This is a genomic window from Neobacillus bataviensis (assembly GCF_019969725.1).
The window spans coordinates 39,556-52,398 of sequence record NZ_JAHXYW010000017.1 but is presented as its reverse complement, the minus strand read 5'-3'; the positions used below and the strand labels follow the sequence as shown (position 1 = coordinate 52,398).

Sequence of the window (12,843 nt, the reverse complement as noted above, 5' to 3'; positions counted from 1 at the left end):
TAGAGAAAAACAATTAGTTATGTTTATTGAGTAAGGGGGAGTTAGGTTGGAGCGAGCCCATCCAATTGAAAAATGGTTCATTCAATATGAAAAAGATGTCACAAATTTTTTAGTTTATTATACGGGATCGAGGGATGTAGTGGATTTGGTCCAGGAGACCTTTTTGCGGGCCTTTCAAGCATATAGCCGATATAAAAATGAAGCAAGCCCGAAAACCTGGATGATTTCAATCGCGAGAAATACAGCCATAGATTTTTACCGAAAAAGATCCGTTTGGCAGAAGCTTAAAAAGCTTTTAGATACTGAATCACCCAAACCCCTTGAGCCTGCAGAGGATTTGCTGTTCAGGAAAATGGAATATGCTAATTTATACGAGGCGATAAACCAATTAAAAGATAATTATCGCGATGTCATCATACTTAGGGGGATTGCCGAACTTTCTTCACAGGAAGCCGGCCAAGTTCTCGGTTGGTCAGAAAATAAAGTAAATGTAACATTTCATCGGGCAGTAAAAAAATTAAATGAGTGCCTGAAGGAGGGGGAGTACTATGAGGAATTTATCTGATAAAGATTTATTAGAGATTCTTGAAAATTTTCCAAAGCATGAATTAACAACAGAACAGAGAACGGATATGTTAAAGGTAATAGACGAAGCAAGTACCAGGAAACATAGAAAATTATTTAACTTTCAAAGATTAGCAGCGCTGGCCGCCGTATTTATCTTTGGTTTGTTGGCTCCTCTCCTATATTTCACTGATAAAAAAGAATCTTCTTCACAAATTACGGGCTCTGGAAAAACTAAAACAGTCCAACAAGGTGACTATTTTGCACTTAAAGATACGGACGGCTCTCCTCTTTATGCAGATAGTAATTTTGGTATCCCAAACAAAGTAAGCCTGCTGGCACCACTGGAATGGATAGCGAAGGACAGAAGAGGTGTTTCGAAGATAGCCATTTATTTATGGGGCGACTATCAAAAAGATTTTGCAAATAAGTCTCTTAATATTGAGGCCGTACATGAAAAAACGGGGGTAAAAGAACATCTAGCAACAACCGTCATTTCAGGTGGTATGTATGGGGCAGACGGGCATGCAATGACTAGCTTTAAATCGCTTGATTTACCCGGAATATGGAATCTTGAATTTACGGCAGGCAATAAAAAAATCGGCGAATTTTCCATCTATGTAAAAGAGTCCTACATTAAAGTTGGTAATTCTACTTTGATGATTTCACAAGAAGATTTGTACGCTGGTTTCTACGAGGATGTTTCCATCGAAATAGAGGGAGATGAACTTCCTCCTGAATTAAAATTAGAGGTATTTGCATTAGATAGTGCAGAAGTATCAGAATTCACCTTTAAAGATAAAACAGATTACACGACAACGGATGGTAAAAAGATGTCGATGTATAAAGGAGATTTCCACCTTAAAAAAAGCGGTAAGTACCGGTTTACCATTTTACAAAAATCAGAAGCAGTAGAAGTAAGAAAGCCCTTATCAAATTGATAAGGGCTTTTCGATATTTAAGCGATAGGTCCGCCTTTTTCTTCGATTTCAGCAGCGACATTCGTAAACTTTTTAAAGTTTTCACGGAACTTAGCAGCAAGTTCTTTTGCTTTCACTTCATAGGCCTGTGGGTCTGCCCACGTTTTAATTGGCTGAAGAACTTCATCAGGAACACCAGCAATATGAAGCGGAATGTTTAGGCCGAAGATTTTATCCTTGACTGTTTCTACATGGTTCAATTCTCCCTCAAGGGCCGCTTGAACCATTGCGCGTGTATACGAAAGCTTCATGCGGTTTCCGACACCATATTCTCCGCCAGTCCAGCCTGTATTGACTAAAAAGACATTGGCATTATGCTCAAGAATTTTTTCACCAAGCATTTCAGCATAACGAGTTGCTGGAAGCGGCAAGAAAGGCGCTCCAAAGCAAGTAGAGAAGGTTGCTTGTGGAGATGTGATTCCACGCTCGGTTCCGGCAAGCTTTGATGTATAACCGCTTAAGAAATGGTACATTGCTTGCTCTTTCGTTAACTTTGCAATTGGAGGCAATACTCCAAAGGCATCTGCTGTTAAAAATACAATTGTATTTGGATGTCCTGCAACGCTTGGCAGAACAATATTATCTATTGCTTGAATTGGATAGGCTGCTCTAGTATTTTCAGTTAATGTTCCATCATCATAATCCGGAATTCTGGATTCTTGGTTAACCGTAACATTCTCAAGCACAGTACCGAAACGAATTGCATCAAAAATTTGCGGTTCTTTTTCACGACTAAGGTTAATACATTTCGCATAGCAGCCGCCTTCAATATTAAAGACGCCATTGGAAGACCAGCCATGCTCATCATCGCCGATCAGCTTGCGATTTGGGTCTGCTGAAAGAGTAGTTTTTCCTGTACCAGACAAACCAAAGAATAACGCTACATCTCCCTCAAGCCCAACATTCGCAGAACAGTGCATTGAAAAAATATTGTTTTCAGGAAGCAGGTAATTCATCACAGAGAAAATTGATTTTTTCATTTCACCGGCATATTCCGTTCCGCCGATTAACACAATGCGTTGTTCAAATGAAATAATAATAAAGGTTTCTGAGTTTGTACCATCTACGGCTGGGTCTGCCTTGAAATTAGGAGCAGAGATAACCGTAAAGCCAGCTTCATGTTCAAGCAATTCATCTTCTGTTGGACGAATGAATAACTGGTGGGCGAATAAATTATGCCATGCATATTCATTTACGACTTGAATTGGCAACTGCGATTTTTTATCAGCTCCAGCAAAACCTTTGAATACAAAAAGTTCATTTTGTTCCTTTAAGTACTCTAATACCTTGTGATAGAGATTAGTAAATACTTCTTCGGAAATAGGCTGATTGGACCCCCAAGCGATTTTATCCTTTGTTGAATTTTCAACGACAATAAATTTATCTTGCGGTGAACGTCCTGTATACTTGCCAGTGGAAACACGAACTGCACCTGTTGAAGTTAACGATCCTTCATTTCGGCTTAGAATTTTTTCAACTAGCTGTGGAACAGACAATTGAATTTGGACGTTATTTTCTTTAAGTAATTGCTTTAATTCATTGGGAATATGAACAGAATTCATTTAATTAACCATCCTTTTTATTTAATTTTAAATGGCGTTTATTATATCAATTAGTATAACACATTTATAACATTAGTCTATACTATTTAATTAGTTCAAGTTGTATTTTATACATTATTCAGGGATTAAGCAAAAAGAAAATATTTATATCATGAAATTAAAATTTTTTTATAATTAACGCAATATACATGGTAAAAGTTTCATAAATAACAATTGACACTATTCGATATTATAGGGTATGATTTTAATTTGAACGGATACTCTCTTATCCCGAGCTGGTGGAGGGACAGGCCCTATGAAACCCAGCAACCTGCAAACGAAAAATAGTATTGTTTTAATTTTTCGGGCAAAGGTGCTAAACCTGAGGCAAGGCTTGACCTTGAACGATAAGAGTGAAAGGCACGCAAACATTTTTGCACTCAACCTTTCCTCATACGATGGAAAGGTTTTTTGTTTTTCGTGCTGCATTATCGCTTTTTCTTTATCCCATCGTGAGTTCTTCAGCCGGGTTTATTAATAATACTGCTGGTTATTAATAAAATACCCGTGTTTATTTCATACTACTAAGGGAATGAGTTCCGTATCAACCCGAGGTTAAACTAACAAGGTAGCAATAACCCCACACATAACCTCACTTTATTTCAATAATATAGGAGGAATTCAGATGTCAACAAAACGTCGTTTGTTCACTTCTGAATCAGTAACTGAAGGTCATCCGGACAAGATCTGTGACCAAATTTCTGATTCCATTTTAGATGCTATTTTAGCAAAGGATGCTAATGCCCGTGTTGCGGCTGAAACTTCCGTAACAACCGGATTAGTCCTTGTTGCTGGGGAGATTACCACTTCTACTTATGTGGATATTCCAAAAATTGTCCGCGAAACAGTAAGGGAAATTGGTTACACTCGTGCAAAGTACGGCTTTGATGCGGAAACTTGCGCCGTATTAACTTCAATCGATGAACAGTCTCCAGACATCGCAATGGGGGTTGACCAAGCGCTTGAAGCTCGTGAAGGACTAATGTCAGATGAGCAAATAGAAGCAATTGGTGCAGGGGACCAAGGTTTAATGTTTGGCTTTGCCTGTAATGAAACGAAAGAGTTAATGCCTCTTCCAATTTCACTTGCACATAAGCTGGCACGCCGTCTAACAGAAGTTCGTAAAGAGGAGCTTCTTCCTTATCTACGTCCTGACGGTAAAACACAAGTTACCGTTGAATATGATGAGAATGACAAACCAGTTCGCATTGATACAATTGTAATTTCAACACAGCACCACCCAGAAGTTTCGCTTGAGCAGATCCAGCGAAACCTTAAAGAATATGTGATTAATCCAGTAGTTCCAAAGGAACTAATTGATGAAAATACAAAATACTTCATTAACCCAACTGGCCGTTTTGTTATCGGCGGACCACAAGGGGATGCAGGCTTAACTGGCCGCAAAATCATTGTTGATACATACGGCGGTTATGCTCGTCATGGCGGCGGTGCCTTCTCTGGTAAGGATCCAACAAAAGTTGACCGTTCTGCCGCTTATGCAGCCCGTTATGTAGCAAAGAATATCGTTGCAGCAGGTCTTGCTGATAAGGTTGAAGTACAGCTCGCTTATGCAATCGGTGTAGCAAGACCAGTTTCCATTTCAGTGGACACTTTTGGCACAGGTAAAGTAAGCGAAGATGTTTTAGTTGATCTTGTAGGTGCAAACTTTGACCTTCGCCCAGCTGGTATTATCAATATGCTTGGCCTTCGCCGTCCAATCTATAAGCAAACAGCCGCATATGGACACTTTGGCCGTACAGATGTTGATCTTCCTTGGGAGCGTACCGATAAAGCTGAAACATTACGTGAGCAAGCAAATTTATAATTAGCCTGATAAGGAGTTGCATATAAATATGTAACTCCTTTTATTTTTTAGGGTTTATTTTAATATATAGCGGGTTTAAGTAGGTCGAAAGAAGTGAAAAATGGTTGTACTTGATTTTCCTCAAGTTCACAGTTCCATTTTTAAAAAAAAGTGGTAGTATAAGAGAGTATGTTTTTTAGCAAGGATATTTTGAACTGGAGTAGGTGAGGTACATAATGTGTGGTTTTATCGGTTGTGTACACGACAAAACACAAAGCTATAGTGATGAACAAAAACAACAATTTAAAAATATGAACGATATTATAACCCATCGCGGTCCTGATGATGATGGTTTTTATTATGATGACCATATTCAATTTGGCTTCCGCCGCTTAAGCATCATTGACATAGAGTCCGGACACCAGCCGCTGACCTATGAAAATGAGCGCTATTGGATCATTTTCAATGGCGAAATTTATAACTATGTAGAGCTTCGTGAAGAGCTTCTCAAAGAGGGCTTGAAGTTTGCCACTAGTTCAGATACAGAAGTCATTATCGCTCTTTACAGCCATTTGAAGGAAAAAGCGGTTGAAAAGCTGCGCGGGATGTTTGCCTTTGTCATTTGGGATAAACAAGAACAGACACTTTACGGGGCACGCGATCCGTTTGGAATCAAACCGTTCTTCTATTTTGAAGATGGTGAAAGAACTTTTTTTGCTTCAGAGAAAAAGAGTATTCTTCTTGCCCTTGAGAACGATGTGCTTAATTATGATTCCTTGCAGCATTATTTAACCTATCAATTTGTCCCTGAGCCGAATACCCTGTCTGAAGGAATTAATAAGCTTGAGCCTGGACATTATTTTACAAAGAAAATCGGCGCTAAAATGGAAATGAAGCGTTATTGGAAGGCCCATTTTAAGCCGGTTCAGAAATCTGAAAATGATTTCGTCAAAGAAATTCGTGACATCCTATTTGATTCAGTTGAGAAGCATATGCGAAGCGATGTTCCAGTCGGCTCCTTCCTTTCAGGTGGAATCGATTCTTCTATCATTGCGTCTATTGCTAAACAGTTTCATCCTGCAATCAAAACCTTCTCAGTCGGCTTTGAGCACAATGGGTTTAGTGAAATTGATGTTGCCAAAGAGACAGCCGAGAAGCTGGGCGTAGAAAATATCAGCTATGTGATTACTCCAGAGGAATATATGAATGAAGTTCCAAAAATCATGTGGCATATGGATGATCCGCTTGCAGACCCTGCCTGCGTACCGTTATACTTTGTCGCTCGCGAAGCGCGGAAGCATGTTACGGTTGTACTTTCAGGTGAAGGTGCCGATGAGTTGTTCGGCGGATACAATATTTACCGCGAGCCACAATCATTAGAGGTATTTAATAAAATTCCGAGAGTCGGTAAGGTGCTATTAAAAGGAATCGCTAATATGATGCCTGAAGGCACGAAAGGCAAAAGTTTTATCGAACGCGGCGTGACACCAATGGAAGAGCGCTATATCGGCAATGCCAAAATGTTCACGGAAGAGGAAAAACGGGAACTTCTAAATGTGTACCGTCCAGGATTAAACTATACTGACATTACAAAGCCTCTTTACGAAGAATCCAGAGGCTATGATTCTGTTGACCGAATGCAATACATCGATATTCATACATGGATGCGCGGAGATATTTTATTGAAAGCAGATAAAATGACAATGGCACATTCGCTTGAGCTACGTGTTCCATTCCTTGATAAAGCTGTTTTTGAAGTGGCTTCAAAAATCCCTACAGGCTTTAAAACAGCTAATGGGACAACAAAATATATTTTACGCAAAGCAGCCGAAGGCGTTGTTCCAGAACATGTACTGAATCGTAAAAAGCTAGGCTTCCCAGTGCCAATCCGTCACTGGTTAAAGAACGAAATGAATGATTGGGCGAAAAAAATCATTCGCGAAAGCAATACAGATCACTTAATCAATAAACAATATGTGTTAAGACTGCTTGAAGACCATTGCCAAGGCAAAGCCGATAACAGCCGGAAAATTTGGACAGTGCTTATGTTTATGGTATGGCATCAAGTATATGTCGAAGATGTTTATTCCTTTCAGCGTGAATATGCAGCCGCAAAATCATTAGAAACAATGAAAAATTAAGTTAAAAAGCACCCGGGGGGTGCTTTTTTTTCATTATGATTGTAAGGACTTATAATATTGGGCTTTCTCAGCATATTCTCTCGTGATTCTCTCCATATCCTTTATATCCTCTGGGGTTAATTCTCTAATAACTTTAGCGGGCCTGCCGAATGCTAATGTATTAGGGGGAATTTTTTTTCCTTGCGGAACAAGGCTTCCGGCTCCAATAAAGGCCCCTTCACCAATTTCAGCCTGGTCCAAAACGATGGATCCCATTCCAATTAAGGCTCGTTTCCTGATGATACAGCTGTGAAGAATTACCTGATGCCCAATCGTTACTTCATCTTCTAAAATTAGCGGGTTATTGGGACTTTGGTGTAAGATAGAATTATCTTGGATATTTACTTTATTTCCGATTTTTGTCGGGGCAACATCGCCCCTAATGACAGAATTAAACCAAACGCTGGATTCTTCGCCAATTTCAACATCGCCTGTAATCGTGACATAATCAGCAATAAAGGCCGTTTCGGCAATTAACGGATACTTATCTTTAAAGGGATAAATCATACTAGTAGCTCCTTTTTTGATGATAGTTCTATTGTAGCGAAGATTGGGAGCCTTTTTCAAAAAGTTAATGTGCTAAATTTATTTTATTTTTTGTCAATTATTTTTAGGGGGATATAAAAGTATGTGGAAGTGGGAAGCAGAAGGGGATGCAAAAGCGGTCATTGTGATGGTACACGGGGCAATGGAGCACCATCGCAGGTACGGGTGGCTGATTGAGATGTGGCGTTCTTCAGGCTTTCATGTCATTATGGCTGACCTTCCTGGGCAAGGTATGACAACACGCGCCAACCGCGGTCATATTGATTCCTTCGATGAATACATAATTGAGGTGAAGGATTGGGTTCAGGCGGCCTACCGCTATAATTTACCAGTGTTTATACTTGGACATAGTATGGGGGGGCTTATCACAATCAGGCTTTTACAGGAGGAAAGGCTGAATATAGCGGGGGTTATTCTATCTTCTCCATGTTTAGGATTGGTGAATTCTCCGTCCAAATTCTTAGATATCCTCTCCTATGGTTTAAATGTGGTGTTCCCTTCTTTAAGGATGAATTCCGGTTTAACCGTCCAAATGGCTACAAGGAATGAAGACGTGAGGGAAGCGGATTCGAATGATACTCTTTATGTAACGAAGGTTTCTATTAGATGGTACCGCGAGCTAGTACATGCCGTAAAACTTGCATTCCTAAATTTAAAAAAGATACAGGATGTTCCCATGCTTGTCATGCAAGGCGGCGATGACAAAATTGTTAATAAAGACAATGTTAAGGAATGGTTCAATCATGTCCCGTTATCGGAAAAAAGATTTAAAGAATGGCCAAAATGCTACCATGAAATTTTTAATGAACCTGAGCGTGAAGAGGTATTTGAATACGCGAAGGATTTTGTTATTAGTCAATTAAAAGCAATAGGTTATATTGTATAGAAAGGGTTGTCGCATTCCATGAAGCCAATTACTCTAATGTCCAGGGTTTACCGAAAAATACTTCCAGCCGTACACAAAGAATTGGCTTATTGGAAAAGCCGTGCTGAAAAAATACCGAATCCTGAATTAAGAACCCAGGCTCTTGCTAGTATTGAGCATAAAACCTTCCATTGTGAGGGAGGAAGTATTCTCGCTATCACTTCAGGTGAACATTATAAAAAAGCAATCAGGTTTATCGTTGCCTATCAAACGATTAGTGACTATCTTGATAATCTCTGTGACCGCAGCACCTCACTTGATCCTGATGATTTTGCGGCCCTTCACGAATCAATGCACGATGCACTTATAATAGATGCGGAAGAGAAAAATTATTACCGGCTTCGCGAAGATCAGGATGATGATAACTATTTGAATGATTTATCAGCAGCGTGCCGAGAGGTTTTAAGGGATGTCCCTCATTATGAGCTGATAAAGGATTATCTGCTTGAATTGTGCCAATATTATTGTGATTTGCAAATTCATAAACATGTTATAAAAGATGAACGAGTGCCGCGGCTCGAGAGGTGGTTCCATCACCATCAAAATCAATTGCCGCCAATGGAATGGTATGAATTCTCTGCCTGCTCTGGTTCAACGTTAGGGATATTTTGTCTGATTTCTTATGCGATGAGGGAAGATTTTCAGGCAAGTGACGCCGAAAACATTCGAAAAGGTTATTTTCCTTATATCCAAGGCTTGCATATCCTCTTAGATTATTTTATCGATCAAGAGGAGGACGTTGCCGGAGGCGATTTGAACTTTTGTTCTTATTATGAAAGCGAAGAAACGCTTTTTAAGCGGTTAAAGCATTTCGTTATAGAGGCTGACCGGCATACGGAATTCCTCCCCCATAAAAAATTCCATCAGCTAATTAATCGCGGGTTATTGGGGATCTATTTATCTGATTCAAAGGTTCGAAAACAGAAAAATGTACGTAAGCTGGCAAAAGGAATTATTAAATCTGGCGGATGGATTAGTTATTTCTTTTATTTCAATGGACTTGCCTACCGCTCGCTGCAAAAATCGGTGCCATCCTTTGTAACTAGACTTATGATTAAATAAAAAAACCAGGCGTGGCCTGGTTTTTACCTCTTTTCAATTGCAACAATAAACGGCGGGTTATTTTGTTGATTGATGAATTGATATTGGAGGACGTGTGCTGTTTTTTGGTCTATTTCTTGGCAATATTGAAGTAAAGAATCCCGTTCAATAGCCCCTTCCTCGTGACCGTGATAGATGACAAGAACAATGATGCCCTTAGGTGCCATCAACTCCATTAATTGCTCAATGGCAGCAACAGTCGTCTCTGGTTGGGTCACAATTGTTTTATCACCGCCTGGAAGGTAACCAAGGTTAAAAATAGCCCCGGTAATTTTTCCTTGGTAATCCGGTGGTATATTTTCTGATAAATGCTCGTGACCTTCATGAAAAAGGGTTACACGCTCTAACATTCCGTGTGCGCTTAGGCGTTCTTTACTGGTATGGATAGCTTCCTCTTGAACATCAAATCCAAACACCTTACCAGTTTCACCAACCAAATCCGCTAAAAATAACGTATCATGTCCATTTCCTAAAGTAGCATCCACGACAGCATCGCCGGTTTGTACAGCTTTTTTAAGTAAGCTTTTTGCAAACGGAAGAATTCGTTCCATTTTCATTGATTTAAACCTCTTGATAAAATTTGCCTTGCCAACTATCCCGTCGTTTTAGTTCCGCATCAATCGAGTTTAGTACTTCCCATTTGTTGACGCTCCACATCGGCCCAACCATTAAGTCAATTGGTCCATCTCCTGTAATTCGATGGACAATCATTTCCGGCGGTAAAATTTCTAATTGGTCACATACTAAATTTACATAATCCACTTGCGAAAGAAACTGGAGCATGCCCTTTTCATATTGTTTCACCATTGGAGTGCCTTTTAAAAGATGAAGCAGGTGAATTTTAATTCCCTGTACATCTAATTTGGCAACCTCCCGAGCTGTTTCCATCATCATGTCATACGTTTCGAGCGGCAGACCATTGATTAGATGCGAGCAGATGCGGATTCCATGCTTCCTTAGCTTATTGACTCCATCTACATAACATTGAAAGTCATGAGCACGGTTGATTAATAATGCTGTCCGCTCATGAACCGTCTGCAGACCTAACTCTACCCATAAATAAGTTCGTTTGTTTAATTCCGCTAAATATTCGACTACATCATCTGGGAGACAATCGGGACGGGTAGCAATCGAGAGACCTACTACGTTTTCCTGCTTTAGCACTGTCTCAAACTTTTCTCTCAGTACCTCAACTGGAGCATGGGTATTAGTATAGGCCTGGAAGTAGGCCATATATTTGCCGTCCTTCCATTTTGTATGCATTTTTTCTTTAATTTGGTTGAATTGTATTTCAAGAGGCTCGGCACGGCTCCCTGCAAAATCTCCGGAACCTGCAGCACTGCAAAAGGTACAGCCTCCATAGGCGACCGTACCATCACGATTAGGACAATCAAATCCACCATCTAACGCAACTTTAAATACCTTATGACCAAATTGATTTCGTAGGTGATAATTCCAGGTATGATACCGTTTATTATCAGACGCATATGGAAAAGGTTTAGTCTGAAGCATCAGAAAACCTCCTTTATTTTGTAATAATGTTGATTGGAGCGTAAATCAACATTCAAGTTTAAAAAAGTTTGCATAACTTTGATTTTAACATGAAGCGAAAAGCATATCCATTGCGTTTATCACAGTTGAATTCCCAACATTTATCAAATCGTTCATTGTCATAGGAAAGCAAATGGAGAACAGAATAAGAAATGAAGCAGTGTGCTTCTAAAGAGAAGAAGGGGGTTCTAAAGATGGCAACTCGTGAATCCATGGAGACATTAATGCAGCAATGTGAGGATGCTATTCGATATGCCCAAGATCAATACAAGGATAGCAGCCTACAAGAGCATTATAATAACGACGATTACACTAAAGCCTTACAAACGCTTGAAGAAACCTACCAGGATATTGCAAAGATGGCCCACAGTGCAAATTCACAGCAGCGGGAGCAGCTTCACAGAATGAGGCTGCAAATTCAACAGCTGCAAAATAATATGATCCTGCAAGGGCATTAAGGGAGGGAGCCTTTTGAAAAAACGTTCAAAACAACAAAACCCCGAACAAACAACACGAAATGGCATCAATAATCAAGACCTTGAATTCGGACAAGATGTTGATGTCGTGAAGCAAGCTAAAAAACAATATGAAAAGTCAGGCGGCCAGCCCGTAAAATCGAAAATGCATCAAGAAAAAGACCAATCGTCATAATAAAAATGCAAGATCCCTCATTTTTTTTCTTAGAGGGGTCTTTTTTTTCTGCATCTAAATCGCTTTCAAAAGTGCTAAAAATCACTTGTGATATCAATTTCTCATTAAAAACACCTTCAAAATAGGATAAAAACCCTGTTCACATTTTTGAAACATCTCCAATTTAATGTGTGACGGACGTCACAGATTGAGATATTTTTTAATGGTTTAAATAAGATATTGGATGACAAAATTGTTTCCAGAACATCCATTTTTTGCTAGATAAACGTTTGTTTACTAGCATCTTTTATAAAGTTTTTATGTGAATCTGTTCACAAATTTTTCACATCTATTAACCGCTCACAGTTTTCGTTATCAAATTTGGATTAAGGTACTTAGGTACTTTAACAATAAAAAGAGAAAAAGATCTTTATGGGAGGTGAAGAGATGATTAAAAAACTTCTTAAAATTGACAAAAAGCTCTTAGTTGTTATGGCTCTGTTAGGCGGAGTATTTTTATCACTGGTAACTGTAAAAACCATGGCCTATACAGATTCACCGGGCTTTTGTCAAAACTGTCACACGATGCAATCAGTTTATACTTCATTCATGGACTCAACTCACGCGAAATTGTCCTGCAATGACTGCCATCTTCCCCACGAGAATATAGCAAAAAAGCTATTTTTCAAGGGTCGGGCTGGGATGACACATGTGTACTTCAACTCCTTAGGCACAGACGATATTCCAGACGTCATTCATGCGACGGACAGAACAATGAAAGTCATTAATGAAAACTGTATTTCCTGCCACAAAAGTACGATTACGAATGTATCGCATGATGCTAAAGATAGCTGTGTTTCCTGTCACAAAACTGTACCGCATGGAAAAGGCTTTAAGGATGATCATTATAAAGAGCCGCCTAAATCAGGAGAGTTATTAGAGAAAAAGGGAGGATTTTAAA

Annotated in this window: 13 protein-coding genes and 1 riboswitch; of the genes, 9 read left to right on the top strand and 4 right to left on the bottom strand. The window is 39.4% G+C overall.

The genetic code is table 11. The annotated features are described in order from the left end of the window. Positions 1-46 precede the first annotated feature (46 nt). A complete protein-coding gene (locus tag LC455_RS27250; protein ID WP_223595755.1) occupies positions 47-565 on the top strand; it encodes an RNA polymerase sigma factor in 519 nt (172 codons plus the stop codon). Continuing rightward, the gene (locus LC455_RS27245; protein WP_223595753.1) at positions 549-1,505 is read left to right on the top strand and encodes a hypothetical protein; all 957 of its coding nucleotides are present in this window, start codon (positions 549-551) and stop codon (positions 1,503-1,505) included. Before LC455_RS27250 ends, LC455_RS27245 begins: the two co-directional genes overlap by 17 nt. Before the next feature lie 17 nt (positions 1,506-1,522). Here the strand turns inward: LC455_RS27245 and pckA are convergent, their stop codons facing one another. Then, entirely contained in the window at positions 1,523-3,106 is a 1,584-nt protein-coding gene (gene pckA / locus LC455_RS27240; RefSeq protein ID WP_223595751.1) for a phosphoenolpyruvate carboxykinase (ATP), read from the bottom strand. Positions 3,107-3,368: 262 nt separating this feature from the next. Then, a riboswitch (SAM riboswitch) is annotated at positions 3,369-3,499 on the top strand. Between the two features lie 271 nt (positions 3,500-3,770). On the opposite strand from pckA, the gene metK reads away from it, so the two are divergent. Beyond that, positions 3,771-4,970, top strand: coding sequence for a methionine adenosyltransferase (gene metK, locus LC455_RS27235; protein ID WP_223595749.1), 1,200 nt, complete (start codon positions 3,771-3,773; stop codon positions 4,968-4,970). A gap of 215 nt (positions 4,971-5,185) precedes the next feature. Further along, complete coding sequence (asnB, locus tag LC455_RS27230; protein WP_223595747.1) at positions 5,186-7,090, top strand: asparagine synthase (glutamine-hydrolyzing); 1,905 nt, start codon at positions 5,186-5,188, stop codon at positions 7,088-7,090. A 33-nt stretch (positions 7,091-7,123) separates the two neighbouring features. On the opposite strand, the gene LC455_RS27225 is transcribed toward asnB, so the two are convergent. Beyond that, positions 7,124-7,636, bottom strand: a complete 513-nt coding sequence (locus tag LC455_RS27225) for a gamma carbonic anhydrase (RefSeq protein ID WP_223595745.1) — start codon at positions 7,634-7,636, stop codon at positions 7,124-7,126. Positions 7,637-7,757: 121 nt separating this feature from the next. Between LC455_RS27225 and LC455_RS27220 the strand changes: the two genes are divergently transcribed. Both LC455_RS27220 and LC455_RS27215 read left to right on the top strand, forming a co-directional pair. Further along, the gene (locus LC455_RS27220) at positions 7,758-8,561 is read left to right on the top strand and encodes an alpha/beta hydrolase (RefSeq protein ID WP_223595744.1); all 804 of its coding nucleotides are present in this window, start codon (positions 7,758-7,760) and stop codon (positions 8,559-8,561) included. An 18-nt stretch (positions 8,562-8,579) separates the two neighbouring features. Beyond that, positions 8,580-9,662 (top strand): tetraprenyl-beta-curcumene synthase family protein, encoded by a 1,083-nt coding sequence (locus LC455_RS27215; protein WP_223595742.1) that lies wholly within the window; start codon positions 8,580-8,582, stop codon positions 9,660-9,662. A gap of 23 nt (positions 9,663-9,685) precedes the next feature. On the opposite strand, the gene LC455_RS27210 is transcribed toward LC455_RS27215, so the two are convergent. Together LC455_RS27210 and LC455_RS27205 are read right to left on the bottom strand one after the other, a co-directional pair. Next, positions 9,686-10,258, bottom strand: a complete 573-nt coding sequence (locus LC455_RS27210; protein ID WP_223595740.1) for a class I SAM-dependent methyltransferase — start codon at positions 10,256-10,258, stop codon at positions 9,686-9,688. Between the two features lie 4 nt (positions 10,259-10,262). After that, on the bottom strand, positions 10,263-11,213 hold the full coding sequence (locus tag LC455_RS27205; RefSeq protein ID WP_223595738.1) for a TIGR01212 family radical SAM protein: 951 nt from the start codon (positions 11,211-11,213) through the stop codon (positions 10,263-10,265). A gap of 233 nt (positions 11,214-11,446) precedes the next feature. Here LC455_RS27205 and LC455_RS27200 point away from each other — a divergent pair, with 233 nt between their 5' ends. The 3 genes from LC455_RS27200 (at position 11,447) to LC455_RS27190 (ending at position 12,842) form a co-directional block, all read left to right on the top strand. Then, on the top strand, positions 11,447-11,710 hold the full coding sequence (locus tag LC455_RS27200; protein ID WP_223595736.1) for a YtzC family protein: 264 nt from the start codon (positions 11,447-11,449) through the stop codon (positions 11,708-11,710). A 13-nt stretch (positions 11,711-11,723) separates the two neighbouring features. Then, positions 11,724-11,903: a glycogen biosynthesis protein GlgD gene (locus tag LC455_RS27195; RefSeq protein ID WP_223595734.1), complete on the top strand. Its 180-nt coding sequence runs from the start codon at positions 11,724-11,726 to the stop codon at positions 11,901-11,903. A 426-nt stretch (positions 11,904-12,329) separates the two neighbouring features. Continuing rightward, positions 12,330-12,842, top strand: coding sequence for a NapC/NirT family cytochrome c (locus tag LC455_RS27190; RefSeq protein WP_223595732.1), 513 nt, complete (start codon positions 12,330-12,332; stop codon positions 12,840-12,842). Position 12,843 lies beyond the last annotated feature (1 nt).

What these genes read in the sequence shown, in the direction of transcription:
- LC455_RS27245 (WP_223595753.1), top strand. Translation starts at nt 549, where the DNA reads ATGAGGAATTTATCTGATAAAGATTTATTAGAGATTCTTGAAAATTTT.
- pckA (WP_223595751.1), bottom strand. Translation starts at nt 3,106, where the DNA reads ATGAATTCTGTTCATATTCCCAATGAATTAAAGCAATTACTTAAAGAA.
- metK (WP_223595749.1), top strand. Translation starts at nt 3,771, where the DNA reads ATGTCAACAAAACGTCGTTTGTTCACTTCTGAATCAGTAACTGAAGGT.
- asnB (WP_223595747.1), top strand. Translation starts at nt 5,186, where the DNA reads ATGTGTGGTTTTATCGGTTGTGTACACGACAAAACACAAAGCTATAGT.
- LC455_RS27225 (WP_223595745.1), bottom strand. Translation starts at nt 7,636, where the DNA reads ATGATTTATCCCTTTAAAGATAAGTATCCGTTAATTGCCGAAACGGCC.
- LC455_RS27220 (WP_223595744.1), top strand. Translation starts at nt 7,758, where the DNA reads ATGTGGAAGTGGGAAGCAGAAGGGGATGCAAAAGCGGTCATTGTGATG.
- LC455_RS27215 (WP_223595742.1), top strand. Translation starts at nt 8,580, where the DNA reads ATGAAGCCAATTACTCTAATGTCCAGGGTTTACCGAAAAATACTTCCA.
- LC455_RS27210 (WP_223595740.1), bottom strand. Translation starts at nt 10,258, where the DNA reads ATGAAAATGGAACGAATTCTTCCGTTTGCAAAAAGCTTACTTAAAAAA.
- LC455_RS27205 (WP_223595738.1), bottom strand. Translation starts at nt 11,213, where the DNA reads ATGCTTCAGACTAAACCTTTTCCATATGCGTCTGATAATAAACGGTAT.
- LC455_RS27200 (WP_223595736.1), top strand. Translation starts at nt 11,447, where the DNA reads ATGGCAACTCGTGAATCCATGGAGACATTAATGCAGCAATGTGAGGAT.
- LC455_RS27190 (WP_223595732.1), top strand. Translation starts at nt 12,330, where the DNA reads ATGATTAAAAAACTTCTTAAAATTGACAAAAAGCTCTTAGTTGTTATG.